The organism is Pantoea sp. RIT-PI-b (assembly GCF_001187905.1).
GTDB lineage: Bacteria > Pseudomonadota > Gammaproteobacteria > Enterobacterales > Enterobacteriaceae > Pantoea > Pantoea nemavictus.
On the sequence record NZ_LGIS01000012.1, the window covers coordinates 349,785 to 375,246 of the forward strand.

A 25,462-nucleotide genomic window follows, 5' to 3' on the forward strand; every position below is an offset into this window, starting at 1 on the left:
TTAATGCGCACCTCAATTATCTGTTTTTCGGCATGTTATTTTACCAGGAGGTCGTTTTTGCAACGAGCACGTTGTTATCTGCTAGGTGAGCGCGCGGTGGTGCTGGAACTGGAACCGCCGGTTTCGTTGACCAGCCAGCAGCGCATTTGGGGATTGTGTCAGCGATTGCAGCAGAACGAGCAGGTAGAGGAAGTGATTCCTGGCATGAACAACCTGACACTGCTGCTGCGCGATCCGCAACTGAATGCGCTGGACGCAATTGAACGTTTGCAGCGCTGGTGGGAAGAGAGCGAAGCGCAGCTGCCGGAATCGCGCCGGGTGGAAATTCCGGTGGTGTACGGCGGCGAAGGCGGACCGGATCTGCAGGTAGTCGCTGAGCGCGCAAATATGACGCCAAAACAAGCGGTGGAACTGCACAGCAGCATTGATTACGTGGTCTATTTCATCGGCTTCCAGCCCGGTTTCCCTTATCTCGGCGGACTGGATGAGCGGTTACACACGCCGCGCCGCGCTGAGCCGCGAGTGATTGTGCCGAGCGGCTCCGTGGGCATTGGTGGCAGCCAAACCGGCATCTATCCCTTAGCCGCGCCGGGCGGCTGGCAACTGATAGGCCATACGCCGCTTAGCCTGTTCGATCCGCTGCAACATCCGCCAACCCTATTACGTCCCGGCGATAGCGTGCGCTTCGTGCCGCAGCAGGAGGGCGTATGTTAAAGATTCTACGCGCGGGCATGATAACCTCGCTACAGGACCACGGCCGTACCGGTTTTCGGCAATATGGCATCAGCGTTGGCGGCGCGCTAGATCAACCGGCGATGCGCACGGCCAATATGCTGGTGGGCAATCCCGAGCAAAGCGCGGTGCTGGAAATCGTGCTCGGCCAGTTCAAAGTGCAGTTTACCCGCGATGGCTGGTTTGCACTGACGGGCGCCGGCTGTAATGCCGATCTGGATGGCCAACCGGTCTGGACCGGCTGGCGACTGCCGGTGAAGAAAGGTCAGGTGCTGACGTTAGCAACGCCAACGCGCGGCATGCGCAGCTATCTGGCGGTAAACGGTGGCTTTGCCGTGCCGGAAATGCTCGGTTCAGTCAGTACCGATCTCAAGGCGGCGTTTGGCGGCTGGCAGGGACGAAAATTACAAGACGGTGACGAATTGCCGTTAGGCAAACCCACGCGTGACTTCAAAGACAAAGCCGGCGTGCGCCAGCTGCTGTGGGGCAATCGCATTCGCGCTCTGGCGGGGCCGGAATACAGCGAATTCTCGCGTGAAGCGCAGCAAGGTTTTTGGCGCAGCCCGTGGAAACTCAGTCCGCAAAGTAATCGCATGGGATATCGCCTACAGGGACGTCAATTGCAACGCGACGCGACACGCGATTTGCTGTCGCACGGTTTAGTGCCCGGCGTGGTGCAGGTGCCGCCCAATGGCCAACCGATTGTGTTGATGGCCGATGCGCAAACCACCGGTGGTTATCCGCGTATCGCCTGCATCATCGAAGCCGATCTCTATCATCTGGCGCAAATTCGTCTCGGCGAACCGATTCACTTCATTCATTGCACGCTGGAAGATGCCATTGCGGCTAAACAGCATCAGCAGCGCTCGTTTGACCAAATTGCCTGGGGACTGGGACATGAAGATTGATCTTAATGCCGATCTTGGCGAAGGCAGCGCCAGCGATCGGGAACTGCTCACGCTGGTCAGCTCAGCCAATATTGCCTGCGGCTTCCACGCCGGTGATGCGCAAACCATGCTGCAATCAGTGCGCTGGGCGAAAGCCAGTGGCGTGGCGATTGGTGCGCATCCCAGTTTCCCCGATCGGGAAAACTTTGGTCGTAGCGCGATGCAACTGCCGCCGGAAACGGTGTATGCGCAGATGATTTACCAGATTGGCGCGCTAAAAATTATCGCGGAGAGCGAAGGTGAACGTCTGGTGCACGTCAAACCGCACGGCATGTTGTATAACCAGGCGGCGGGCGATCCGCAGCTGGCCGATGCTATCGCGCGCGCGGTGAAAGCCGTGGATGCGGGATTAATTCTGGTGGGGTTGGCGGGCAGCGCCTCGATTGCGGCGGCGGCTCATCATGGTTTGCGCACACGCGAAGAGGTATTTGCCGATCGCGGTTATCTGGCGAGCGGGGCGCTGGTGCCTCGCAGTCAGCCTAACGCGATGATTGAAGATGCCGACCAGGCGCTCGCGCAAACGCTGGCGATGGTGCAGCAGCGTCAGGTGCAGAGCATCAGCGGCGAATGGGTGCCGGTCAACGCGGAAACCGTGTGTCTGCATGGTGACGGCGCCCACGCGCTCCAGTTCGCCCGTACGTTGCGCGCCGCCTTTGCGACCAATCAGATTGCCGTTACCAGCGCATAACATTTTACTGATTGCCCGGCCTCACGCCGGGCTTTGTCTTTTACATAAGGGAACAACATGGATAACGTGGTAAACCTCTGGCCGCTACTGGGCATTGCCGCCATCATTGTGGGTTTTGTGCTGCGCTTTAACCCGGTGCTGGTGGTGATAGTGGCGGGCTTCGTCACCGGGCTGGCGGCGCATCTGCCGCTGGCGGATATTCTGGAAAAACTCGGTTCTGGCTTCCTCAATACGCGTAATCTGCCGCTGATTCTGCTGTTGCCGTTAGCGGTTATCGGCTTGCTGGAGCGTCATGGTTTGAAAGAGCGCGCGCAGAGCTGGATCGCCCAGATCAAAACCGCGACCGCCGGGCGCTTGCTGATCGTCTACCTGTTCGTGCGTGAAGCCACTGCGGCGCTGGGTTTAACCAGCCTTGGCGGTCATCCACAAATGGTGCGTCCGCTGCTGGCGCCGATGGCCGAAGGGGCCACGGAAAACCGCTACGGCGAAGTGCCGCCAGACGTGCGTCATCGCCTGCGTGCCATGTCGGCCGCCACCGATAACATTGGTCTCTTCTTTGGTGAAGATATCTTCGTCGCTTTTGGCGCAATTATCTTCATGCATAACTTTATGCAGGAGTCTGCCGGTATTAGCACCGAACCGCTGCATATCGCGCTGTGGGGTATTCCTACTGCACTCTGTGCTTTCCTCATTCATTCAGCCCGTCTGGTACGCCTTGATCGTCAGCTGGCGCGAGAACTGGGCGCGTTAAATCAGCAGGCGCTGAACGCCAAAGGAGGGAAGTAATGTTCCAGCAACAATATTTGATGTGGCTGGCAGGGGTGATCCTGCTGGTGGTGGCGCTGCTTTCCTGGCGCGACAGTGCCAACCCGCGCCGTTTTACCACCGGGCTGTTCTGGGCCTTGTATGGGCTGATTTTCCTGATCGGCGACGGTGCTTATCAGTTGATGGGGCAATGGGCGGGCGATGCCGAACTGGGCCGCCGCTGGTTGCACATCGCGGTCGGCGTGGCCGTGGTGGTGATGGCGTTGATTGCCGGTTTCGGCGGCGTGCGTCTGGGACGCTATCATCAGCGCAGCGGCGAGCAGAAACAGGAGAGCGCCAAACGTCTGCATAATAAGCTGTTCCTGCCGGCGCTGGCGATCCCGCTGGTCACCGTGATTGGCGTGCTGGCGTTTAACCACATTCCTGGGCTGCAGGACACCGTGTTTGGCCCCGGCAATCACTCAACATTGGTGACGCTATTCTCAATGATGATCGGCTGCCTGTTGGGCTGGCTGATTGCACTGAAAATCACCCATGAAAAGCCGCTGCAGTCGATGCAGGAGACCCGTCGCTTGCTGGATGCGGTGGGTTGGGCCTTTATTCTGCCGCAAATTCTCGCCACGCTTGGCCTGCTGTTCACCAGCGCCGGTGTCGGCACCGCGATTTCGCACCTGACCGAGCAGTATCTGGCGGTGGATAATCGCCTGATCGCCGTCGCGGTCTACGCGGGAGGCATGGCGCTGCTGACCATGGTGATGGGCAATGCGTTCGCAGCCTTCCCGATTGTGACGGCCGGGATTGGGATTCCGATTCTGGTGCTGCAACACGGTGGCAATCCGGCGGTGATGGCGGCGATCGGCATGTTCTCCGGCTATTGCGGGACTTTGATGACGCCGATGGCGGCCAACTTCAACATCGTTCCGGCGCGTCTGTTAGAGCTGCCGGACCGCAACGCGGTGATCAAGGCTCAGGTGCCAACCGGTGTGCTACTGTTGGTAGTGAATATTTTCCTGCTCTACTTCCTGATGTTCTTGTGAGGTTGCAATGAAAACGGTGTTAATGACGGCGTTTGAGCCGTTTGGTGGCGAAAGCATCAACCCTTCGTGGGAAGCGGTGCGCAGCTTTGACGGCAAAGAGATCGCCGGTGCGCGTATTGTGGTGCGCCAGCTGCCGGTGGTGTTTGCCACCTGCGGTGAAGTGTTAACGCGTGCGCTGGAAGAGATTCAGCCCGATCGCGTGCTGTGCGTTGGGCAGGCGGGTGGTCGATCCGACATTACCGTTGAACGCGTCGCCATCAATGTGGATGACGCACGCATTCCGGACAACGACCAGCAACAGCCGATCGATCAGCCGATTGAGGCCGATGGCCCGGCGGCCTATTTCTCCACGCTGCCGATCAAAGCCATGGTGGCCGCACTGCGTGAGGTAGGCGTGCCGGCGTCGGTATCGCAAACCGCCGGTACTTTTACCTGTAATCACGTGATGTACAGCCTGCTGAACTGGATTCATACCACCAACAGTAGGGCGCGCGGCGGTTTTATTCACATTCCATACATGCCGGAACAAGCGGTGCATCATCCTGGTGTGGCGAGTATGGCCACCGCTAGCGTGATCAAGGCGCTGGAAACCTCGCTGCAGGTGATATTGAGTACCGAAAATGATATTCGCGTCGTCGGTGGCGCCACGCATTAACAGGAGTTGTTATGCCTGAGGGACCGGAGATCCGTCGTGCGGCGGATCAACTGGCAGAGGCAATGGAAGGCAAACCGCTCACCGATGTATGGTTTGCCTTTCCCGAGCTGAAAACCTATGAACCCGCGTTGATGGGAACCACCATCAACGCGTTTGAAACGCGGGGCAAAGCGCTGCTCACGCACTTCTCAAATGGCCTGACGCTTTACAGCCACAATCAGCTGTACGGCGTCTGGCGCGTGGTGCCAACCGGCACGCAGCCGAATACCACGCGACAACTCCGCGTGCGGCTCGCCAATGCGGATAACACCATTTTGCTGTACAGCGCGTCGGATATTGAGCTGCTCAACGCTGCTACCTTGGCGGCGCATCCGTTTCTGCAACGGGTGGGACCGGACGTGCTGGATGCCAGCTTAACGGTGGAGGAGGTGCGCGAGCGTCTGCTGTCGCCGCGCTTTCGTCGTCGCCAGTTCAGCGGCTTGTTGCTCGATCAGGCTTTTCTCGCCGGTTTGGGTAATTATCTACGCGTGGAGATTTTATGGCATGCCGGTTTGCTGGCGTCGCACCGGGCGCAGGATCTCAGCGAGCAGCAGCTCACGGCGCTGAGTGAGGCGATGCTGTCGGTGCCGCGTTTGTCATATCAGATGCGTGGCAGCATGAAGAAGTATCACGAAGATGCCGCGTTTCGCTTCGAGGTGTTTCATCGGCAGGGCAAAAAATGTCGGCGTTGCGGAGCGGTGATTGAGAAGGGCGTATTGTCATCGCGGCCGTTTTACTGGTGTCCGGGATGCCAATTGTAGCGGCACGATTTATCGCGCAATAAAAAAGGCGGCCGTTTGGCCGCCTTTTTCTTATTTATCCAGCGCCGAGGTAAATGGACGCTCGGTGTAACCGGTATACAGCTGACGCGGACGGGCAATTTTCATGCCTTCGTCATGCATCTCTTTCCAGTGTGCAATCCAGCCTACGGTACGTGCCATGGCGAAGATGACGGTAAACATGGAAGACGGAATGCCCATCGCTTTCAGAATGATGCCTGAGTAGAAATCGACGTTAGGATAGAGCTTACGCTCGATGAAGTACGGGTCGTTCAGCGCGATGTGTTCCAGCTCCATCGCCACTTCCAGCAGATCATCTTTCATGCCCAGTTCATTCAGCACTTCGTGACAGGTATCGCGCATTACGGTGGCACGTGGATCGTAGTTTTTGTAGACGCGGTGGCCAAAGCCCATCAGACGGAACGAATCGTTTTTGTCTTTCGCACGTTTAACAAACTCAGGGATGTGATCAACAGTGCTGATCTCTTCCAGCATGCGCAGTGTCGCTTCGTTGGCACCGCCGTGCGCCGGTCCCCACAATGAAGCGATACCGGCGGCGATACAGGCAAACGGGTTCGCGCCTGAAGAGCCTGCGGTACGTACGGTAGAGGTTGAAGCGTTCTGCTCATGGTCGGCGTGCAGAATCAGAATACGGTCCATGGCGCGTTCCAGTACCGGATTCACTTTGTACTCTTCGCATGGCGTGGCGAACATCATGTGCAGGAAGTTACCGGCATAAGAGAGGTCGTTGCGCGGATACACAAACGGCTGGCCGATGGAGTATTTGTAGCACATCGCCGCCATGGTTGGCATTTTCGACAGCAGGCGGAACGCAGCGATTTCACGGTGACGTTCAATATTGACGTCTAAAGAGTCGTGATAAAACGCGGCCAGCGCACCGGTCACACCACACATTACCGCCATAGGATGCGAATCGCGGCGGAAGCCATGGAACAGTCGGGTGATTTGCTCGTGGATCATGGTGTGGCGGGTAACGGTCGTGCGGAACTCTTCAAACTGGGCTTGGGTCGGGGCTTCGCCATTCAGCAAGATGTAACACACTTCGAGATAGTTGGAGTGGGTTGCCAGCTGGTCAATCGGGAAACCACGGTGTAACAGAATACCTTCGTCACCATCAATAAAGGTGATTTTGGATTCGCAGGACGCAGTAGAGGTGAAGCCGGGATCGAAGGTGAACAGGCCTTGAGAGCCAAGGGCGCGGACATCAACAACATCTTGTCCCAGCGTACCTTGCATCACGTCCAGTTCAACAGACGTATTATCTTGTAGGGTTAGCGTCACTTTTTTATCTGTCATTATTTCGTCTCCATAGCGCCTTTAAGGTAAGGATCTTAGACACCAGAATAGCCTTCATGTTGCAAATATCAGCAAGCGATATAACCACAATCTTCACAGCATCACTCTGCGGTAACGTGGGTCGTGCAGGGTTACAGAGTAAACGCTGATTTGGGCCATTCGGTGGCGTCGGGGCATGACATGCTGCACATCGAGGATGTTAAAGTTCCTGTCACGACATAACTTCTTGGTAACCAATAACCTGATGCTTTGTATTGCTTGTATTGGCAATGTTACATAACTTGAGCTTAGGGGAAAGTGTATCCCCATAACTTTTGTGCATCATAGGGCTTTAATGCGATTGTTTGTAACTGAAATGTTGATCTTTTGTCAAATCAGATAATTAAAAATGTATAAATTGTGAAATTCGTGAGCATGATCACTGTTCAACCTAAATGTGACCAAAGAGATTGTAGGGGAATTGTAATCAGAATGTGATCCTCCTATACTGCGGCCAGGTCTCCGGAACACCCTGACACCAGGAGCCACCCAGCGTTTTACCCGCTTTATTTAACACTGGATGTTGCTATTTTGGTGGCGGTTGCAGTCTGAACACATGCTGTGTCTCTGATGCAACTCAGGACCGGAGGAAGCAAAATAAAAAAGAGCTGTGTGGGCAAAACCGTGAAAAAACAAAGACCTGTTAACTTGGATCTCTCGACGATCCGGTTTCCCGTTACTGCAATATCGTCCATTCTCCACCGCGTCTCCGGCGTGATCACCTTTGTCGCTCTCGGAATTCTGCTCTGGTTACTGGGTCTCTCTCTCTCCTCTCCAGAAGGTTTCCAGCAAGCGGCATCCATCATGGATAGCTTCTTCGCCAAATTCATCATGTGGGGCATTTTAACTGCGCTGGCGTATCACGCTGTGGGCGGTATTCGTCATATGTTGGCTGATTTTGGCTTTATGGAAGAAACCCTGCAGGTGGGAACCCGTTCCGCGCAAGCGGCTTTTGTTATCACTGTCGTGCTCTCAATTTTGGCTGGAGTCCTCGTATGGTAAGCAATGCTTCTGCATTAGGACGCAACGGTATCCATGACTGGCTGTTACTGCGTGCTGCTGCAATCTTAATTACGCTCTACATTCTCTACATCCTCGGTTTTGTCGTGATGACAGGCACGCTGACGTATGACGTCTGGCACGGCTTCTTCTCGTCCGCCTTCACTAAAGTGTTCACCATGTTGACGCTGTTCTCGATTCTGATCCACGGCTGGATTGGGATGTGGCAGGTGCTGACTGACTACGTGAAACCAGTAGCAACCCGGTTGCTGCTGCAGTTTGTGATTGTGGTTGCGCTGTTGTCGTATGCGATTTATGGAACCGTTGTCGTGTGGGGTGTGTAAATGAGTTTGCCAGTCAGAGAATTTGATGCCGTGGTGATCGGCGCGGGTGGAGCAGGAATGCGCGCCGCTCTGCAAATCTCCCAATCGGGCCAGACCTGTGCCCTGTTATCCAAAGTTTTCCCAACCCGTTCCCATACCGTATCGGCGCAGGGTGGTATCACCGTTGCGCTGGGTAACACCCATGAAGATAACTGGGAATGGCACATGTACGACACCGTCAAAGGTTCCGACTTTATCGGCGACCAGGACGCGATCGAATATATGTGTCATGTCGGTCCGGAAGCGATTCTGGAACTGGAACATATGGGGTTGCCTTTCTCCCGTCTTGATGACGGCCGCGTCTATCAGCGTCCGTTTGGTGGTCAGTCGAAGAATTTTGGTGGTGAGCAGGCGGCGCGTACCGCTGCGGCTGCCGACCGTACCGGCCACGCCTTGCTGCATACGCTGTATCAGCAGAATCTAAAGAACAAAACCACCATCTTCTCCGAATGGTATGCGCTGGATCTGGTGAAAAACGAAGACGGTGCGATTGTCGGCTGTACGGCTATCTGCATGGAAACCGGCGAAACCGTCTACTTCAAAGCCAAAGCGACCATTCTGGCGACCGGCGGCGCGGGCCGTATTTACCAATCCACCACTAACGCCCACATCAACACCGGTGACGGCGTCGGTATGGCGCTGCGCGCAGGCGTGCCGGTGCAGGATATGGAAATGTGGCAGTTCCACCCAACCGGCATTGCCGGTGCGGGCGTATTGGTTACCGAAGGTTGCCGTGGTGAAGGTGGTTACCTGCTGAATAAGCACGGTGAACGCTTCATGGAGCGCTATGCGCCGAACGCCAAAGATCTGGCGGGACGTGATGTAGTAGCACGCTCCATGATGGTGGAAATCCGTGAAGGGCGTGGTTGCGATGGCCCTTGGGGTCCGCACATCAAACTGAAGCTCGACCATCTCGGTGCCGACGTGCTGGAGTCGCGTCTGCCCGGCATCCTTGAGCTGTCGCGTACCTTTGCGCACGTTGACCCTATTAAAGAACCGATTCCGGTGATCCCAACCTGCCACTACATGATGGGCGGCGTGCCGACCAAAGTGACCGGTCAGGCGCTGCGCGTGAACGAGCAGGGCGAAGATGTGGTGATTCCGGGTCTGTTCGCCGTCGGCGAAATCGCCTGCGTATCGGTACACGGCGCTAACCGCCTTGGCGGTAACTCACTGCTCGATCTGGTGGTGTTTGGTCGCGCAGCTGGCGTGCACTTGCTGGAGTGTATTGAAGAGCAGGGCGAACTGCGTGAAGCCACGCAGGAAAATCTGGATGAAGCGATGGCGCGCTTCAATCGTTGGGAAAATAACACCACCGGTGAAGATCCTGTCGAAATCCGTAAAGCGCTGCAGCGCTGCATGCAGAACAACTTCTCGGTATTCCGCGATGGCGATGCGATGCGTGAAGGTCTGGAAGAGCTGAAAGTGATTCGTGAGCGTTTGAAATCAGCCCGTCTTGATGACCGTTCGCCGGATTTCAACACCCAGCGTATTGAGTGCCTTGAGTTGGATAACCTGATGGAAACCGCGTATGCCACCGCTGTCGCTGCCAACTTCCGTACTGAAAGCCGTGGCGCACACAGCCGCTTCGATTATCCGGAGCGTGATGATGCCAACTGGCTGTGCCACAGTCTCTATGTTCCGCAGACGGAAAGCATGACGCGCCGTGAGGTGAACATGCAACCGAAACTGCGTGCGGCCTTCCCGCCGAAAGCGCGTACTTACTAATTGCGGAGATGATCATGAGACTCGAATTTTCAATCTATCGTTACAACCCAGAAGTCGATGCCAAGCCGCGTATGCAGGAGTACACGCTGGAATCGGAAGATGGTCGCGACATGATGTTGCTGGATGCGCTGATCCGTCTGAAAGAGAAAGATCCGACGCTGGCTTTCCGTCGCTCATGCCGTGAAGGCGTGTGCGGTTCAGATGGTCTGAACATGAACGGTAAAAATGGTCTGGCGTGCATCACACCGATTTCTGCGCTCGGTAACGGTTCGAAGAAAATTGTTATCCGTCCTCTGCCTGGTTTGCCGGTGATCCGCGACCTCGTGGTAGACATGGGACAATTCTATGCACAGTATGAGAAGATTAAGCCTTTCCTGTTGAATAATGGGGAAAATCCACCGGCGCGCGAGCATTTACAGAGCCCGGCAGAGCGTGAGCATCTGGATGGTTTGTACGAGTGCATTCTCTGCGCCTGCTGCTCTACCTCATGCCCGTCGTTCTGGTGGAATCCGGACAAATTCGTGGGTCCGGCGGGTCTGCTGGCCGCTTACCGTTTCCTGATCGACAGCCGCGACACTGAAACCAATGCGCGTCTCGATAATCTAAACGATGCTTTCAGTGTTTTCCGCTGTCACAGCATCATGAACTGTGTGAGCGTGTGCCCGAAAGGCCTAAACCCAACGCGCGCTATCGGCCATATTAAGTCGATGCTGCTGCAACGCGGGGCGTAACAAAGAAGTCACTGTCCGGGAACTGAGGTTCCCGGATGTTTACGGAAGCCTCTATAAGCGCGGTATTGACCACGCTTATAAAGGTTCCCTTACGAGCCAGGCGCCGGTAGCGCACAGGTTCGTATCGCTGAACTCACTACGGCAAGCCGCGTAAGCGGTAACAAATGAAACCTCATAAAAAGCAGATTAATGCTTAAGGGATCACAATGCAGAACAGCGCGATGAAACCCTGGCTGGACTCCTCCTGGCTGGCCGGCGCGAACCAATCCTACATAGAGCAACTCTATGAGGATTTCCTGACCGATCCTGACTCAGTTGATGACATGTGGCGCGAGCTGTTCCAGCAGCTGCCGGGCACTGGCGTGAAACCTGAGCAATTTCACTCCACCACGCGTGATTACTTCCGCCGCCTGGCTAAAGACGCAACGCGTTACACATCAACCGTGACCGATCCGGCCGCCAACTCCAAACAGGTTAAAGTACTGCAGCTGATTAATGCGTTCCGCTTCCGCGGCCATCAGCATGCCAACCTTGACCCGCTTGGCCTGTGGAAACAGGACACGGTAGCCGACCTCGATCCGGCTTATCACGATCTAACCGACGCCGATTTTCAGGAAAGCTTTAACGTAGGCTCATTTGCTATCGGCAAAGAGACGATGAAGCTGGCCGATCTGTTTGCGGCGCTGCAGCAGACTTACTGTGGCTCAATTGGTGCAGAGTACATGCACATCAACAACACCGATGAGAAGCGCTGGATTCAGCAGCGTCTGGAGTCGGTGGTGGGCCACGCGTCTTTCAGCAGCGACGAGAAAAAAGGTTTCCTGAAAGAGCTGACCGCGGCAGAAGGCCTGGAAAAATATCTGGGGGCGAAATTCCCAGGTGCGAAACGCTTCTCGCTGGAAGGCGGCGATGCGCTGGTACCGATGCTGCGTGAGATGATTCGTCACGCTGGCAAGAGCGGTACGCGTGAAGTGGTGCTGGGTATGGCGCACCGCGGTCGTCTGAACGTGCTAATCAACGTCCTGGGTAAAAAACCGCAGGATCTGTTCGACGAATTCTCCGGTAAGCACAAAGAACATCTCGGCACCGGCGACGTGAAGTACCACATGGGCTTCTCATCTGATGTGGAAACCGAAGGTGGCCTGGTGCACCTGGCGCTGGCGTTCAACCCGTCGCATCTGGAAATCGTCAGCCCGGTAGTGATGGGTTCGGTGCGTGCGCGTCTGGATCGTCTGGCAGAGCCAAGCAGCAACAAAGTTCTGCCGATTACCATTCACGGTGATGCTGCGGTGATTGGCCAGGGCGTGGTGCAGGAAACCCTGAACATGTCGCAGGCGCGTGGTTACGAAGTGGGCGGTACCGTGCGCATCGTGATCAACAACCAGGTTGGTTTTACCACTTCCAACCCGAAAGATGCGCGTTCCACGCCGTACTGCACCGACATCGGCAAAATGGTGCTGGCACCGATTTTCCACGTTAACGCCGATGACCCAGAAGCGGTGGCGTTTGTGACGCGTCTGGCGCTGGATTATCGCAACACCTTTAAACGCGATGTCTTCATCGATCTGGTGTGCTATCGCCGTCACGGCCACAACGAAGCCGATGAGCCAAGTGCCACTCAGCCGTTGATGTACCAGAAAATCAAAAAGCATCCAACGCCGCGTAAACTCTATGCCGACCAGCTGGAAAGCGAAGGCGTAGCGACCAGCGAAGATGCCACTGAAATGGTTAATCTGTATCGCGATGCGCTGGATGAAGGCGAGTGCGTGGTGCCGGAATGGCGTCCGATGAGTCTGCACTCCTTCACCTGGTCGCCGTATCTCAACCACGAGTGGGATGAGAGCTACCCGGCAACCGTTGAGCTGAAACGTCTGCAGGAGCTGGCGCGCCGCATCAGCAGCGTACCGGAATCGGTAGAAGTGCAGTCACGCGTCGCCAAGATTTACAACGATCGTAAAGAGATGGCCGAAGGCAACAAAGCGTTCGACTGGGGCGGTGCAGAAAACCTCGCCTACGCCACACTGGTTGACGAAGGCATTCCGGTTCGTCTGTCTGGTGAAGATACCGGTCGCGGTACCTTCTTCCACCGTCATGCGGTGATTCACAATCAGACTAACGGCTCAACCTACACGCCGCTGCACCATGTCCATAACGGCCAGGGTCAGTTCAAAGTGTGGGATTCGGTGCTGTCGGAAGAAGCGGTACTGGCTTTCGAATACGGTTACGCCACCGCAGAGCCGCGCGTGCTGACCATTTGGGAAGCGCAGTTCGGCGACTTCGCCAACGGTGCACAGGTCGTCATCGATCAATTCATCAGCTCCGGCGAGCAGAAATGGGGCCGTATGTGTGGCCTGGTGATGTTGCTGCCGCACGGTTATGAAGGCCAGGGCCCTGAGCACTCCTCGGCGCGTCTGGAGCGTTATCTGCAACTCTGTGCTGAACAGAACATGCAGGTGTGCGTGCCTTCAACACCAGCGCAGGTTTACCACATGCTGCGTCGTCAGGCGCTGCGCGGTATGCGCCGTCCGCTGATCGTCATGTCGCCGAAATCTCTGCTGCGTCATCCGCTGGCAATCTCCACGCTGGAAGAGCTGGCGACCGGGAGCTTCCAGCCGGCGATTGGTGAGATCGACGATTTGGATCCGCAGCAGGTGAAACGTGTGGTGCTGTGTTCGGGCAAGGTTTATTACGATTTGCTGGATCAGCGTCGTAAGAACGAGCAGACCGACGTGGCCATCGTACGTATCGAACAGCTCTATCCGTTCCCGCACAAAGTCGTGCAGGACGTGTTGAAAAACTATGCTCATGTGCAAGATTTCGTGTGGTGTCAGGAAGAGCCGCTCAATCAGGGCGCATGGTATTGCAGTCAGCATCATTTCCGCGAAGTGGTTCCATTTGGTGCGTCACTGCGTTATGCAGGCCGTCCGGCTTCTGCTTCACCGGCCGTGGGCTACATGTCCGTACATCAAAAACAGCAGCAAGACCTGGTTAATGACGCGCTGAACCTTGGTTAATAAAAAGGAAAGAAAATGAGTAGCGTAGAAATTCTCGTTCCCGATTTGCCTGAATCCGTAGCGGACGCAACGGTTGCAACCTGGCACAAAAAACCTGGCGACTCTGTGAGCCGCGATGAAGTACTGGTAGAGATTGAAACCGACAAAGTGGTGCTGGAAGTGCCTGCTTCCGCAGACGGCATTCTGGAAGCCGTGCTGGAAGATGAAGGTGCTACCGTCACTTCTCGCCAGATTCTGGGCCGCTTGAAAGAGGGCAACAGCGGCGGGAAAGAGACCGCGGCAAAAGCGGAAAGCAACGAGTCTACTCCGGCTCAGCGCCAGACAGCTTCGCTGGAAGAAGAGAGCAACGATGCGCTCAGCCCAGCGGTACGCCGTCTGATTGCTGAAAACAACCTCGATGCTGGCCAGATCAAAGGCACCGGCGTGGGCGGCCGTCTGACGCGTGAAGATGTGGAAAAACATCTGGCGAAGAAAGCCGACAGCGGCAAAGCAGCGCCAGCACCCGCCGCTGCGGCTGCACCGCAGGCTGCTGTGGCTAATCGCAGCGAAAAACGCGTACCGATGACGCGTCTGCGTAAGCGTGTTGCCGAGCGTCTGCTGGAAGCAAAAAACAGCACCGCCATGTTGACCACGTTCAACGAAATCAACATGAAGCCAATCATGGATCTGCGTAAGCAGTACGGCGATGCGTTTGAGAAGCGTCACGGCGTGCGTCTGGGCTTTATGTCCTTCTACATCAAAGCGGTGGTTGAAGCGCTGAAACGCTTCCCGGAAGTGAACGCGTCTATTGATGGCGAAGATGTGGTTTACCACAACTATTTCGATGTGAGCATTGCGGTTTCTACCCCGCGTGGTCTGGTAACGCCGGTGCTGAAAGATGTTGATGCGCTGAGCATGGCCGACATCGAGAAGAAGATTAAAGAACTGGCAGTGAAAGGCCGTGACGGCAAGCTAACGGTTGACGAGTTGACCGGCGGTAACTTCACCATCACCAACGGTGGTGTATTCGGTTCGCTGATGTCTACGCCAATCATCAACCCGCCGCAGAGCGCGATTCTGGGCATGCACGCCATCAAAGAGCGCCCAATGGCGGTCAATGGTCAGGTAGTGATTCTGCCAATGATGTATCTGGCGCTCTCTTACGATCACCGTCTGATTGATGGTCGTGAATCCGTTGGCTATCTGGTCGCGGTGAAAGAGATGCTGGAAGATCCAGCGCGCCTGCTGCTGGACGTCTAAATTTCGCCGGGCGCGCGGAGTGACGGCGCGCCCAAAATCTTACCTGAATGGATAGAACATCATGAACTTACATGAATACCAGGCGAAGCAGTTGTTTGCACGCTATGGCATGCCAGCACCGACAGGCTACGCCTGCACCACGCCACGTGAAGCCGAAGAAGCCGCTTCTAAAATTGGCGCCGGTCCGTGGGTAGTGAAATGTCAGGTTCATGCCGGTGGCCGCGGTAAAGCGGGCGGCGTGAAAGTGGTTAATAGCAAAGAAGACATTCGTGCTTTTGCTGAGCATTGGTTGGGCAAACGTCTGGTGACCTATCAAACTGACGCGCACGGCCAGCCGGTAAACCAGATTCTGGTTGAAGCAGCCACTGATATCGATCAAGAGCTGTATCTGGGCGCGGTGGTTGATCGTGCAACCCGTCGCGTGATCTTCATGGCCTCGACTGAAGGCGGTGTTGAGATTGAGAAAGTGGCAGAAGAAACGCCACACTTGATCCACAAGATGGCACTGGATCCATTAGCGGGTCCACAACCGTATCAGGGCCGCGAGTTAGCATTCAAACTCGGTCTGACCGGTAAGCAAGTCAGCCAGTTCACCAAAATCTTCATGGGTCTGGCGACCATGTTCCTTGAGCGCGATCTGGCAATGGTTGAGATCAACCCGCTGGTGATCACCAAGCAGGGCGATCTGATCTGTCTCGACGGCAAATTGGGCGCAGACGGTAATGCACTGTTCCGTCAGCCGGAGCTGCGTGAAATGCGCGACCCGAGCCAGGAAGATCCACGTGAAGCGCACGCGACACAGTGGGAACTGAACTACGTTGCGCTGGATGGCAACATCGGCTGTATGGTGAACGGCGCCGGTCTGGCCATGGGCACCATGGACATCGTGAAACATCACGGTGGTGAGCCGGCAAACTTCCTCGATGTTGGCGGTGGCGCAACCAAAGAGCGCGTAACCGAAGCCTTTAAAATCATCCTGTCTGACGATGCGGTGAAAGCGGTATTCGTTAACATCTTCGGCGGCATCGTGCGTTGCGACCTGATCGCAGACGGCATCATTGGTGCAGTGGCTGAAGTGGGTGTGAACGTGCCAGTGGTGGTACGTCTGGAAGGTAACAACGCCGAGCTGGGCGCTAAGAAACTGGCGGACAGCGGTCTGAATATCATTGCAGCAACCAGCCTGACAGACGCAGCACAGCGTGTTGTCGCTGCAGCGGAGGGTAAATAATGTCCATTTTGATCGACAAAAACACCAAAGTCATTTGCCAGGGTTTCACCGGTGGTCAAGGGACGTTTCACTCTGAGCAGGCGCTGGCCTACGGTACGCAGCTGGTTGGCGGTGTAACGCCAGGCAAAGGCGGCACCACGCATCTCGGCCTGCCCGTGTTCAATACCGTGCGTGAAGCGGTAGAAGCGACCGGCGCAACTGCCACCGTGATCTATGTTCCGGCTCCGTTCTGCAAAGACGGTATCCTGGAAGCGATCGATGCGGGCATCAAGCTGATCATCACCATCACCGAAGGTATTCCAACGCTGGATATGCTGACTGTGAAAGTGAAGCTTGATGAAGCCGGCGTGCGCATGATCGGCCCGAACTGCCCAGGCGTGATCACGCCAGGCGAATGTAAAATCGGTATTATGCCGGGCCACATTCACCAGCCGGGCCGCGTAGGTATCGTCTCGCGTTCAGGTACGCTGACCTATGAAGCCGTTAAGCAGACTACTGACATCGGCTACGGCCAGTCTACCTGCGTCGGTATCGGTGGTGACCCGATCCCAGGCTCTAACTTCATCGACATCCTGAAACTGTTCCAGGACGATCCACAGACCGAAGCGATCGTGATGATCGGTGAGATCGGTGGTAGCGCGGAAGAAGAAGCAGCTGCCTACATCAAAGCTCACGTGACTAAGCCGGTTGTCGGCTACATCGCGGGTGTGACTGCACCGAAAGGCAAGCGTATGGGCCACGCCGGCGCCATCATTGCCGGTGGTAAAGGCACCGCTGATGAGAAGTTTGCTGCGCTGGAAGCGGCCGGTGTGAAAACCGTACGTAGCCTGGCTGACATTGGTGACGCGGTTAAAGCGGTGCTGCCAATCAAATAAGCCATCATCGTAGTGATGTAAAAAGGCCACCTTCGGGTGGTCTTTTTTTTGGCAATATCCTGCTAAAAATTAGGGGAAAAAGCGCAACGGGTTAAAAAAGTGCGGCTATGCTTACTTTGGGTTCAAGGTAAAGAAGGGAAAAGGCGCTAGATCTCTGTCAAAGAATTGACGCGTAACTTTCCAGATAGAGGTTAAATAATTGCGGAAAAGGTAATTATATTCTTAATTTTACCAACTGGTTGTGACAACTAATTAACAACCATTCTTACACTACACATCTGGAAATTTATAGCCTTAATCCAGATCAATAAATAGCGAGTTATAGCAAACTTTACCACTGGCTAAGCGCGGGCCAACCGGTTTAAATTGCGCTGCATCAATTCAGTCTACTTCATAATTTTTCAGGAGTTTGTGTCAGGCGTTGTTAAATCAATTCTGTCGCCTCCTTAACTCACTTCTGCCTGAACCTGACTGGAAAGAGAGTTTATTTCGGGAAATTTTTATCACTGTTACTCGCTCACTTCGGGCAACAGGTTTCTCTGTTATCTCAGTAATAAAACTGGAATCAATAATCAGTCGTTCCTGAATCTAATTCTGCGCATCAATGTCAGTGTGTTTGCCGTTGTATCCGCAGAGCGAGTTTATGCGAGGAGCAAGGAGTCATCATGTTAGATATTGTCGAGCTGTCGCGTTTACAGTTTGCCCTGACGGCGATGTACCATTTCCTGTTTGTCCCATTAACGCTCGGTATGGCGTTTTTATTGGCAATCATGGAAACCGTATATGTCCTGACGGGGAAACAGATTTATAAAGATATGACCAAATTCTGGGGTAAGTTGTTTGGTATCAACTTTGCGCTGGGCGTGGCTACCGGTTTGACCATGGAGTTTCAGTTCGGTACCAACTGGTCATATTACTCACACTACGTCGGCGATATCTTCGGTGCGCCACTGGCCATTGAAGGCCTGATGGCGTTCTTCCTCGAATCCACCTTTGTCGGCCTGTTCTTCTTCGGCTGGGATCGTCTCGGTAAAGTGCAGCACCTTGCAGTCACCTGGCTGGTCGCGCTCGGTTCTAATATGTCCGCGCTGTGGATTCTGGTAGCGAACGGCTGGATGCAAAACCCGATCGCTTCAGAGTTCAACTTTGAAACCATGCGCATGGAGATGCTGAGCTTCTCCGAGCTGGTGCTGAATCCGGTGGCGCAGGTGAAGTTTGTGCACACCGTTGCCGCCGGTTATACCGCGGGTGCGATGTTCATCCTTGGTATCAGCGCCTGGTATCTGCTGAAAGGGCGCGATATCGCCTTCGCAAAACGCTCTTTTGCTATTGCAGCCAGCTTCGGTATGGCGGCGATTTTGTCGGTGATCGTACTGGGTGATGAATCGGGTTATGAGATCGGCGATGTGCAGAAAACCAAACTGGCCGCGATTGAAGCGGAGTGGGAAACCCAACCGGCGCCAGCCGCGTTTACCCTGTTTGGTATTCCGGATCAGGAGACGCAAGAAAACAAATATGCAATTCAGATCCCTTATCTGCTCGGCCTGATTGCCACCCGTTCGGTCGATACGCCGGTTACCGGGCTCAAAGATCTGTTGGCGCAGCATGAAGTGCGTATTCGTAACGGCATGAAAGCGTATGCATTGCTGAACGAGTTGCGTGGGGGCAGTAAAGATCCGGCAGTACGCAGCCAGTTTGAAGCGAGCAAACAGGATCTCGGTTACGGCCTGCTGCTGAAGCGCTATACCGCTGATGTCGCCAACGCCACGGAAGAGCAAATTCAGCAAGCGAAACAGGATTCGATTCCCCGCGTTGCGCCGCTCTACTTTGCCTTCCGCATCATGGTGCTGGGTGGTGTGCTGATGCTGGGTATTATCGCGCTCTCATTCTGGAGCGTCATCCGCAACCGCATTGGCAAATCTCGCTGGCTGCTGAAAGCGGCGCTGTACGGTATTCCTTTGCCATGGATTGCGATTGAGTCGGGTTGGTTTGTCGCTGAATACGGTCGTCAGCCGTGGGCGATTGGTGAAGTGCTGCCGACCGCAGTCGCTAACTCATCATTAACCGTAGGCGATCTGCTGTTCTCGATGATTCTGATTTGCGGTCTTTACACCTTGTTCCTTGTGGCCGAAATGTACCTGATGTTCAAGTTTGCGCGCCTCGGTCCAAGCAGCCTGAAAACCGGCCGCTATCATCATGAAACGCTGAAGACATCATCTCAGCCGGTGCGTGGATAAGGAGAGCTACCATGTTTGATTATGAAGTTTTACGCTTTGTCTGGTGGCTGCTGATTGGTGTCCTGCTGATCGGTTTTGCCGTCACTGATGGCTTTGATATGGGCGTTGGTATGTTGACCCGCATTCTTGGGCGCACCGATACCGAACGTCGCATCATGATTAACAGCATTGCGCCACACTGGGACGGCAACCAGGTTTGGCTGATTACGGCGGGTGGTGCGCTGTTTGCCGCCTGGCCGATGGTCTATGCCGCTGCTTTCTCAGGCTTCTATGTAGCGATGATTCTGGTGCTCGCTTCACTGTTCTTCCGTCCGGTCGGTTTCGACTACCGTTCGAAAATTGAAGATATGCGCTGGCGTGGCATGTGGGATTGGGGCATTTTCATCGGCAGCTTTGTTCCGCCGTTAGTCATTGGTGTGGCATTCGGCAACTTGCTGCAAGGTGTGCCGTTCCATGCTGACGAATATCTGCGCCTCTTCTATACCGGCAACTTCTTCCAGCTGTTGAACCCGTTTGGTTTACTGGCCGGCGTAATCAGTGTGGCGATGATCCTGACACAGGGCGCAACCTACCTGCAGATGCGTACTGCGGGTGATTTGCACCTGCGCAGCCGTACCACCGCGCAAATCACTGCGCTGGTGATGATGGTGTGTTTCATTCTGGCCGGTGTGTGGGTGAAATACGGTATCGACGGTTATGTGGTGAAGAGCGTCATCGATCATCACGCGGCATCTAACCCGTTGGGTAAAGATGTGGTGCGTGAAGCCGGTGCGTGGATGGTGAACTTTGAGCAAACGCCGGTGCTGTGGCTGTTTCCGCTGTTAGGTGTGGTGCTGCCGCTGCTGACCATTCTCTGCTCGCGTCTGGAGAAGGGTGCCTGGGCATTCATCTTCTCTTCACTGACGCTGGCTTGCGTCATTATGACGGCGGGTATTGCGATGTTCCCGTTCATCATGCCATCCAGCACCGTGCCGGGCATCAGCCTGACAATGTGGGATGCCACATCTAGCTTGCTGACGCTGAAAGTAATGACCATTGCTGCCATCATCTTTGTACCCATTATCCTGGCGTACACCGCCTGGTGTTATTACAAGATGTTTGGCCGTATCACCAAAGAACACATTGAGAGCAATACGCACTCCCTGTACTGATTAAGGAGATTGAGCATGTGGTATTTTGCCTGGATTCTTGGCACCTTGCTGGCCTGTGCGTTCGGTGTGATTACGGCGCTGGCGCTGGAGCATGTAGAAGAGAGCAGCGCGAAGGACGAACAAGTCTGATGCGCGCACTGATTCAGACACCCTATCGTCTGATGGACAAGGGCCCGCTGCGGGCCCTTTCGCTCATCCTTGCGCTGTGGCTGGCGGGCTGTGTGATTTGGCAGCCATCGCACTTCGCCGCGCGGACCAGTGATTTAGCAATATGGCATGGATTAGTACTGATTTGGGCAGTGTGCGCGGGCGTGGTGCACGGTACTGGATTCCGACCGCAGCGCCTACGCTGGCAGGCACTGTTTTCACCGTTGCCGGCGATGCTGGTGCTGCTGACAGGAATAGTCTGGTTCTACCATTAAGTCCTGTCTCAGGACTTAAAATTGCTGCTTTTTGAGGCGTTGACGTGAGTTTTTGTCAGTGCCAGGTCAAGAAACATCCCAAAAATCCTTCCAGTTGTTAACGTGTGATAATTATTTTCTCCTGGCTCTGGCGGACCATTCCCAAGCCGATCTCTCTTGCGTATAGTAGCAACGTTTAAAATGAGACCGGGATGTAGAGTGAGTACAACGCTGTTTCGCTGGCCGGTTCGTGTCTATTACGAAGACACCGATGCCGGTGGTGTGGTTTACCATGCCAGTTATCTTGCTTTCTATGAACGAGCACGTACCGAAATGTTGCGCCAGCGCCATTTCAATCAGCAAGTCCTGTTGGAAGAGCAGGTGGCTTTTGTGGTACGACGCATGACAATCGATTTTGTTGCGGCTGCCCGTCTGGACGATCTTCTGGAAATTCAAACAGAAGTGACCTCAATGACGCGTGCAACTATGACGTTCTCGCAGCGTATCGTGAATGCAGAAGGCAAAGTGCTAAATGAAGCAGAAGTCCTGATTGCCTGCATCAACCCACATCTAATGAAGCCAATTGCGCTTCCCAAGTCTATTGTCGCGGAGTTCAAGCAGTGACTGACATGAATGTTCTTGATTTGTTCCTGAAGGCGAGCCTTCTGGTCAAACTTATCATGTTGATTTTGATCGGCTTTTCTATTGCCTCATGGGCGATCATTATTCAGCGTACGCGCATTTTGAATGCGGCGGGGCGCGAAGCCGAAGCATTTGAGGATAAGTTCTGGTCGGGTATCGAGCTGTCACGCCTGTATCAGGAAAGCCAGGGACGCCGTGATGAACTGAGCGGATCTGAGCAAATTTTCTATTCAGGTTTCAAAGAGTTTGCGCGTTTGCATCGTGCTAATAATCATGCACCGGAAGCGGTGGTGGAGGGCGCGAGCCGTGCGATGCGTATCTCCTTCAATCGTGAACTGGAAACGCTGGAAAACCACATTCCTTTCCTTGGCACCGTGGGTTCCATCAGTCCGTATATCGGTCTGTTCGGTACGGTGTGGGGGATCATGCACGCCTTTATCGCCCTCGGTGCGGTAAAACAGGCAACGTTGCAGATGGTTGCGCCGGGTATTGCTGAAGCGTTGATCGCAACGGCCATCGGTCTGTTCGCGGCTATTCCTGCCGTTATGGCGTACAACCGTCTGAACCAGCGCGTTAACAAGCTGGAACAGGGCTACGACAACTTTATGGAAGAGTTCACGGCTATCCTGCATCGTCAGGCTTTCTCCACCGACAACACGAAGTAAGTCGAGGTTTACGATGGCCAGAACCCGTGGTCGCGGTAAGCGCGACCTTAAGTCGGAAATCAACATTGTTCCACTGCTGGACGTACTGTTGGTGTTGCTGCTCATCTTTATGGCAACCGCGCCGATTATTACTCAGAGCGTGGAAGTGGATCTGCCGGATGCGACAGATTCGAAAACCGTCTCAACTGATGATAATCCACCGGTGATTGTTGAAGTGGCTGGCGTTGGCCAGTACAGCCTGGTCGTGGATCACGATCGTATGACGCAGCTGCCGCCGGAGCAGGTGGTAAGCGAAGCGCAGCGCCGGATTGAAGCCAATCCGAAAACGGTCTTCCTGATCGGCGGTGCGAAAGACGTGCCTTACGACGAAATCATCAAGGCGCTGAACCTGTTACATCAGGCCGGCGTGAAATCTGTCGGTTTGATGACGCAGCCGATTTAAAGCGAACCGTTTTTGGGAACCGAGAGTGTCGAAGGCAACCGAGCAGAACGACAAGTTAAAGCGCGCGATAATTGTTTCGGTGATTCTGCACATCGTGCTGATCGCCTTACTGATTTGGAGCTCGTTTAACGAAAAAATCGAATCCAGCGGCGGTGGCGGTGGCAGTGATATTGACGCAGTGATGGTCGATTCAGGCGCCGTGGTTGAGCAATATAACCGCCAGCAGAATCAGCAACGAGACAGTCAGCGTGCCGAGCAGCAGCGGCAAAAACAGTCGCAGCAGCAGGCTGAAGAGTTACAGCAGAAACAAGCTGCCGAGCAGCAACGCTTGAAAGAGATGGAAAAAGAGCGCTTGCAGGCACAGCAGGAAGCCAAAGAGCAGGCCAAACAGCAGGCTGAGCAACAGAAAGCCGCTGAAGCCGCCGCTAAGCAAGCGCAGGAACAGCAGAAAACCGCCGAAGCGGCTGCCGCGAAAGCCAAAGCGGATGCCAAAGCAGAAGCGGACGCGCAGGCAAAAGCGGCCGCCGATGCCAAAGCCAAAGCGGTAGAAGAGGCTAAGCAAGCCGCGGCTGATGCGAAGAAGAAAGCCGAAGAGCAAGCGAAAGCGGCTGCTGCTGAAGCGGCGAAAGAGAAAGCGGCACAACAGGCGAAAGCCGCCGCAGAATCGAAAGCCAAAGCGGACGCTGAAGCGAAAGCCCAGGCTGCTGCCGATGCGAAGGCGAAAGCAGCTCAGGAAGCAAAAGAGGCCAAAGAGCAAGCGGCGGCTGAGGCGAAAGAGAAGGCTGCTGCAGAAGCGAAAGAGAAAGCTGCTGCCGAGGCGAAAGCCAAGGCCGATGCGGCTGCCAAGGCAAAAGCGGATGCGGCGGCGAAAGCCAAGGCAGCGGCGGATGCGAAGAAAAAGGCAGCAGCTGAAGCGGCGAAAAACGAAAGTGACGTCGATAACCTGTTAGGTGGTTTATCTTCTGGTAAGAACGCACCGAAAAGCGGTACCGCTTCGGGCGGCGCGGCTGGGCAGGGCAATCAGAAGAAGTCTGGCGCATCGGGTGCAGACATCAGTAATTATGCAGGCCAAATCCAGGCAGCAATCAAAAGTAAATTTTATGATTGGGAAAGCTTTAAGGGCAAAACCTGTACTTTGCGTATTCAGCTGATGTCAGACGGTACTGTGGCTGGCGTTAAATCTGAAGGAGGCGACCCGGCACTTTGCCAGGCTGCGGTTGCAGCTGCTCAGCAGGCTCGTATTCCTAAGCCGCCGAGCCAGGAAGTTTATCAGGTGTTCAAAAACGCACCTCTGGATTTCAAGCCTCAATAAATGCAGTAACGTACGGCAGGTTGAACTAAGGTTAGCTTGCCGTACTCTATGAGTACTCGTGTTTTTCAGGAACTGTGCGAATTATCATGAACCTCTGGTTCAGGTAAGGGAGATAAGATGAAGCAGGCACTTCGTGTAACCTTAGGTTTTTTTGTACTGCTGTGGGCAGCCATGCTCCATGCAGAAGTACGTATTGAAATTACGCAGGGCGTTAACACCGCACGTCCTATTGGTGTGGTTCCGTTCCAATGGGCTGGCCCAGGCGCGGCACCAGAAGACATCGGCGGCATTGTTAGCGCTGACTTACGCAACAGCGGTAAATTTAACCCGCTGGATCGTTCTCGTCTGCCACAACAACCCACCAGCGCGCAGGAAGTACAGCCTGCCGCGTGGAGTGCATTAGGTATTGATGCAGTCGTTGTCGGTCAGGTAACCCCTAACGCTGACGGCAGCTATCAAATTGCCTATCAGCTGGTGGATACCGGCGGTGCCCCAGGTACCGTGTTGGCCCAGAACTCTTATAAAGTGACTAAGCAGTGGCTGCGTTATGCCGCGCACACCGCCAGTGATGAAGTGTTCGAGAAGTTGACGGGCATTAAAGGTGCATTCCGTACCCGTATCGCTTACGTGGTCCAGACCAATGGCGGTCAGTTCCCGTATGAGCTGCGCGTGTCGGATTACGATGGCTACAACCAGTTTGTGGTTCACCGCTCACCGCAGCCATTGATGTCGCCAGCCTGGTCGCCAGATGGCAGCAAAGTGGCCTATGTGACCTTCGAAAGCGGCAAATCTGCGCTGGTAGTGCAGACGCTGTCTAACGGCGCAATCCGTCAGGTAGCTTCTTATCCGCGTCACAACGGTGCGCCAGCCTTCTCACCAGACGGTTCTAAACTGGCCTTCGCGCTGTCGAAAACCGGTAGCCTGAACCTGTACGTGATGGATCTGGCTTCAGGTCAGACGCGTCAGGTTACAGATGGCCGCTACAACAGCACTGAACCGACGTGGTTCCCGGATAGCCAGACGCTGGCTTATACCTCGGATCAGGCCGGTGCGCCTCAGATTTATAAAGTTGGAGTTAACGGCGGTGCGCCACAACGTATTACCTGGGAAGGTGCGCAAAACCAGGATGCGGACGTGTCAACTGACGGTAAAACGATGGTGATGATCAGCAGCGCCGGTGGCGCTCAGCATGTCGCCAAACAGGATCTGGTAACGGGAGCCGTTCAAACAATAACGGACACGTTCCTGGATGAAACGCCAAGTCTGGCGCCAAACGGCACAATGGTAATCTATAGCTCTACTCAGGGGATGGGTTCCGTGTTGCAGTTGGTTTCAACCGACGGGCGTTTCAAAGCGCGTCTTCCGGCAACTGATGGACAGGTCAAATTCCCTGCCTGGTCGCCGTATCTGTGATGCA

General features: G+C 54.8%; 25 protein-coding genes. 24 read left to right on the plus strand and 1 reads right to left on the minus strand.

Annotated elements, in window-relative coordinates; all coding sequences use genetic code 11:
- Nucleotides 1-57 precede the first annotated feature (57 nt).
- Genes pxpB through nei form a run of 7 tightly spaced genes read left to right on the plus strand, consistent with a single transcriptional unit; the run spans nt 58 to nt 5,624 of the window.
- Nucleotides 58-714 (plus strand): 5-oxoprolinase subunit PxpB, encoded by a 657-nt coding sequence (gene pxpB, locus AC790_RS03380; protein ID WP_007890660.1) that lies wholly within the window; start codon nt 58-60, stop codon nt 712-714.
- On the plus strand, nt 708-1,640 hold the full coding sequence (gene pxpC / locus AC790_RS03385) for a 5-oxoprolinase subunit PxpC (protein ID WP_049850908.1): 933 nt from the start codon (nt 708-710) through the stop codon (nt 1,638-1,640). Before pxpB ends, pxpC begins: the two co-directional genes overlap by 7 nt.
- Nucleotides 1,630-2,367: a 5-oxoprolinase subunit PxpA gene (pxpA, locus tag AC790_RS03390; protein ID WP_049850909.1), complete on the plus strand. Its 738-nt coding sequence runs from the start codon at nt 1,630-1,632 to the stop codon at nt 2,365-2,367. The genes pxpC and pxpA overlap by 11 nt, the downstream gene beginning before the upstream one ends.
- Before the next feature lie 57 nt (nt 2,368-2,424).
- Nucleotides 2,425-3,153 (plus strand): DUF969 domain-containing protein, encoded by a 729-nt coding sequence (locus tag AC790_RS03395; protein WP_007890657.1) that lies wholly within the window; start codon nt 2,425-2,427, stop codon nt 3,151-3,153.
- Entirely contained in the window at nt 3,153-4,169 is a 1,017-nt protein-coding gene (locus AC790_RS03400) for a DUF979 domain-containing protein (RefSeq protein WP_049850910.1), read from the plus strand. The genes AC790_RS03395 and AC790_RS03400 overlap by 1 nt, the downstream gene beginning before the upstream one ends.
- Before the next feature lie 7 nt (nt 4,170-4,176).
- Nucleotides 4,177-4,824 carry a pyroglutamyl-peptidase I gene (gene pcp / locus AC790_RS03405; RefSeq protein ID WP_049850911.1) on the plus strand — a complete coding sequence of 216 codons (648 nt, stop codon included), beginning with the start codon at nt 4,177-4,179 and terminating at the stop codon, nt 4,822-4,824.
- 11 nt (nt 4,825-4,835) lie between these two features.
- Entirely contained in the window at nt 4,836-5,624 is a 789-nt protein-coding gene (gene nei, locus AC790_RS03410) for an endonuclease VIII (protein WP_007890654.1), read from the plus strand.
- Between the two features lie 51 nt (nt 5,625-5,675).
- Here nei and AC790_RS03415 read toward each other — a convergent pair whose 3' ends face one another.
- Nucleotides 5,676-6,959 carry a citrate synthase gene (locus AC790_RS03415; RefSeq protein ID WP_008107361.1) on the minus strand — a complete coding sequence of 428 codons (1,284 nt, stop codon included), beginning with the start codon at nt 6,957-6,959 and terminating at the stop codon, nt 5,676-5,678.
- 609 nt (nt 6,960-7,568) lie between these two features.
- Here AC790_RS03415 and sdhC point away from each other — a divergent pair.
- From sdhC to tolB, 17 genes are all read left to right on the plus strand, one after another.
- Nucleotides 7,569-8,000: a succinate dehydrogenase cytochrome b556 subunit gene (gene sdhC, locus AC790_RS03420; protein ID WP_007890652.1), complete on the plus strand. Its 432-nt coding sequence runs from the start codon at nt 7,569-7,571 to the stop codon at nt 7,998-8,000.
- Nucleotides 7,994-8,341: a succinate dehydrogenase membrane anchor subunit gene (gene sdhD, locus AC790_RS03425; protein ID WP_049850912.1), complete on the plus strand. Its 348-nt coding sequence runs from the start codon at nt 7,994-7,996 to the stop codon at nt 8,339-8,341. The genes sdhC and sdhD overlap by 7 nt, the downstream gene beginning before the upstream one ends.
- Nucleotides 8,342-10,108: a succinate dehydrogenase flavoprotein subunit gene (sdhA, locus tag AC790_RS03430; protein ID WP_007890650.1), complete on the plus strand. Its 1,767-nt coding sequence runs from the start codon at nt 8,342-8,344 to the stop codon at nt 10,106-10,108. It abuts the gene before it with no gap.
- Nucleotides 10,109-10,122: 14 nt separating this feature from the next.
- Nucleotides 10,123-10,839 carry a succinate dehydrogenase iron-sulfur subunit gene (locus AC790_RS03435; protein WP_007890649.1) on the plus strand — a complete coding sequence of 239 codons (717 nt, stop codon included), beginning with the start codon at nt 10,123-10,125 and terminating at the stop codon, nt 10,837-10,839.
- A gap of 206 nt (nt 10,840-11,045) precedes the next feature.
- Complete coding sequence (gene sucA / locus AC790_RS03440) at nt 11,046-13,853, plus strand: 2-oxoglutarate dehydrogenase E1 component (protein ID WP_007890648.1); 2,808 nt, start codon at nt 11,046-11,048, stop codon at nt 13,851-13,853.
- Between the two features lie 15 nt (nt 13,854-13,868).
- A complete protein-coding gene (gene odhB, locus AC790_RS03445; protein WP_007890647.1) occupies nt 13,869-15,092 on the plus strand; it encodes a 2-oxoglutarate dehydrogenase complex dihydrolipoyllysine-residue succinyltransferase in 1,224 nt (407 codons plus the stop codon).
- Between the two features lie 61 nt (nt 15,093-15,153).
- Nucleotides 15,154-16,320 carry an ADP-forming succinate--CoA ligase subunit beta gene (gene sucC, locus AC790_RS03450; RefSeq protein ID WP_007890646.1) on the plus strand — a complete coding sequence of 389 codons (1,167 nt, stop codon included), beginning with the start codon at nt 15,154-15,156 and terminating at the stop codon, nt 16,318-16,320.
- Nucleotides 16,320-17,195: a succinate--CoA ligase subunit alpha gene (gene sucD / locus AC790_RS03455; protein WP_007890645.1), complete on the plus strand. Its 876-nt coding sequence runs from the start codon at nt 16,320-16,322 to the stop codon at nt 17,193-17,195. The genes sucC and sucD overlap by 1 nt, the downstream gene beginning before the upstream one ends.
- Nucleotides 17,196-17,860: 665 nt before the next feature.
- Nucleotides 17,861-19,432, plus strand: coding sequence for a cytochrome ubiquinol oxidase subunit I (cydA, locus tag AC790_RS03460; protein ID WP_007890644.1), 1,572 nt, complete (start codon nt 17,861-17,863; stop codon nt 19,430-19,432).
- Nucleotides 19,433-19,443: 11 nt separating this feature from the next.
- Entirely contained in the window at nt 19,444-20,583 is a 1,140-nt protein-coding gene (gene cydB, locus AC790_RS03465; RefSeq protein WP_049850913.1) for a cytochrome d ubiquinol oxidase subunit II, read from the plus strand.
- A 15-nt stretch (nt 20,584-20,598) separates the two neighbouring features.
- Complete coding sequence (gene cydX / locus AC790_RS24100; RefSeq protein WP_007890642.1) at nt 20,599-20,712, plus strand: cytochrome bd-I oxidase subunit CydX; 114 nt, start codon at nt 20,599-20,601, stop codon at nt 20,710-20,712.
- Nucleotides 20,712-21,005 (plus strand): cyd operon protein YbgE, encoded by a 294-nt coding sequence (gene ybgE, locus AC790_RS03470; protein ID WP_049850914.1) that lies wholly within the window; start codon nt 20,712-20,714, stop codon nt 21,003-21,005. The genes cydX and ybgE overlap by 1 nt, the downstream gene beginning before the upstream one ends.
- A 180-nt stretch (nt 21,006-21,185) precedes the next feature.
- Complete coding sequence (gene ybgC / locus AC790_RS03475) at nt 21,186-21,608, plus strand: tol-pal system-associated acyl-CoA thioesterase (RefSeq protein ID WP_191322252.1); 423 nt, start codon at nt 21,186-21,188, stop codon at nt 21,606-21,608.
- Entirely contained in the window at nt 21,605-22,291 is a 687-nt protein-coding gene (gene tolQ, locus AC790_RS03480) for a Tol-Pal system protein TolQ (RefSeq protein WP_007890639.1), read from the plus strand. Before ybgC ends, tolQ begins: the two co-directional genes overlap by 4 nt.
- Before the next feature lie 13 nt (nt 22,292-22,304).
- A complete protein-coding gene (gene tolR / locus AC790_RS03485) occupies nt 22,305-22,733 on the plus strand; it encodes a colicin uptake protein TolR (RefSeq protein WP_007890638.1) in 429 nt (142 codons plus the stop codon).
- A 25-nt stretch (nt 22,734-22,758) separates the two neighbouring features.
- Nucleotides 22,759-24,045 (plus strand): cell envelope integrity protein TolA, encoded by a 1,287-nt coding sequence (tolA, locus tag AC790_RS03490; RefSeq protein ID WP_049850915.1) that lies wholly within the window; start codon nt 22,759-22,761, stop codon nt 24,043-24,045.
- A gap of 117 nt (nt 24,046-24,162) precedes the next feature.
- Nucleotides 24,163-25,458 carry a Tol-Pal system beta propeller repeat protein TolB gene (gene tolB / locus AC790_RS03495; protein WP_007890636.1) on the plus strand — a complete coding sequence of 432 codons (1,296 nt, stop codon included), beginning with the start codon at nt 24,163-24,165 and terminating at the stop codon, nt 25,456-25,458.
- Nucleotides 25,459-25,462: the final 4 nt, after the last annotated feature.

Coding starts and splice junctions, on each gene's coding strand:
- sucC (WP_007890646.1), top strand. CDS start 15,154: ATGAACTTACATGAATACCAGGCGAAGCAGTTGTTTGCACGCTATGGC.
- AC790_RS03400 (WP_049850910.1), top strand. CDS start 3,153: ATGTTCCAGCAACAATATTTGATGTGGCTGGCAGGGGTGATCCTGCTG.
- sdhD (WP_049850912.1), top strand. CDS start 7,994: ATGGTAAGCAATGCTTCTGCATTAGGACGCAACGGTATCCATGACTGG.
- pxpA (WP_049850909.1), top strand. CDS start 1,630: ATGAAGATTGATCTTAATGCCGATCTTGGCGAAGGCAGCGCCAGCGAT.
- sucD (WP_007890645.1), top strand. CDS start 16,320: ATGTCCATTTTGATCGACAAAAACACCAAAGTCATTTGCCAGGGTTTC.
- AC790_RS03435 (WP_007890649.1), top strand. CDS start 10,123: ATGAGACTCGAATTTTCAATCTATCGTTACAACCCAGAAGTCGATGCC.
- ybgC (WP_191322252.1), top strand. CDS start 21,186: ATGAGACCGGGATGTAGAGTGAGTACAACGCTGTTTCGCTGGCCGGTT.
- tolB (WP_007890636.1), top strand. CDS start 24,163: ATGAAGCAGGCACTTCGTGTAACCTTAGGTTTTTTTGTACTGCTGTGG.
- sdhC (WP_007890652.1), top strand. CDS start 7,569: ATGCAACTCAGGACCGGAGGAAGCAAAATAAAAAAGAGCTGTGTGGGC.
- ybgE (WP_049850914.1), top strand. CDS start 20,712: ATGCGCGCACTGATTCAGACACCCTATCGTCTGATGGACAAGGGCCCG.
- pcp (WP_049850911.1), top strand. CDS start 4,177: ATGAAAACGGTGTTAATGACGGCGTTTGAGCCGTTTGGTGGCGAAAGC.
- AC790_RS03395 (WP_007890657.1), top strand. CDS start 2,425: ATGGATAACGTGGTAAACCTCTGGCCGCTACTGGGCATTGCCGCCATC.
- cydX (WP_007890642.1), top strand. CDS start 20,599: ATGTGGTATTTTGCCTGGATTCTTGGCACCTTGCTGGCCTGTGCGTTC.
- cydB (WP_049850913.1), top strand. CDS start 19,444: ATGTTTGATTATGAAGTTTTACGCTTTGTCTGGTGGCTGCTGATTGGT.
- nei (WP_007890654.1), top strand. CDS start 4,836: ATGCCTGAGGGACCGGAGATCCGTCGTGCGGCGGATCAACTGGCAGAG.
- sdhA (WP_007890650.1), top strand. CDS start 8,342: ATGAGTTTGCCAGTCAGAGAATTTGATGCCGTGGTGATCGGCGCGGGT.
- cydA (WP_007890644.1), top strand. CDS start 17,861: ATGTTAGATATTGTCGAGCTGTCGCGTTTACAGTTTGCCCTGACGGCG.
- odhB (WP_007890647.1), top strand. CDS start 13,869: ATGAGTAGCGTAGAAATTCTCGTTCCCGATTTGCCTGAATCCGTAGCG.
- tolR (WP_007890638.1), top strand. CDS start 22,305: ATGGCCAGAACCCGTGGTCGCGGTAAGCGCGACCTTAAGTCGGAAATC.
- pxpC (WP_049850908.1), top strand. CDS start 708: ATGTTAAAGATTCTACGCGCGGGCATGATAACCTCGCTACAGGACCAC.
- sucA (WP_007890648.1), top strand. CDS start 11,046: ATGCAGAACAGCGCGATGAAACCCTGGCTGGACTCCTCCTGGCTGGCC.
- AC790_RS03415 (WP_008107361.1), bottom strand. CDS start 6,959: ATGACAGATAAAAAAGTGACGCTAACCCTACAAGATAATACGTCTGTT.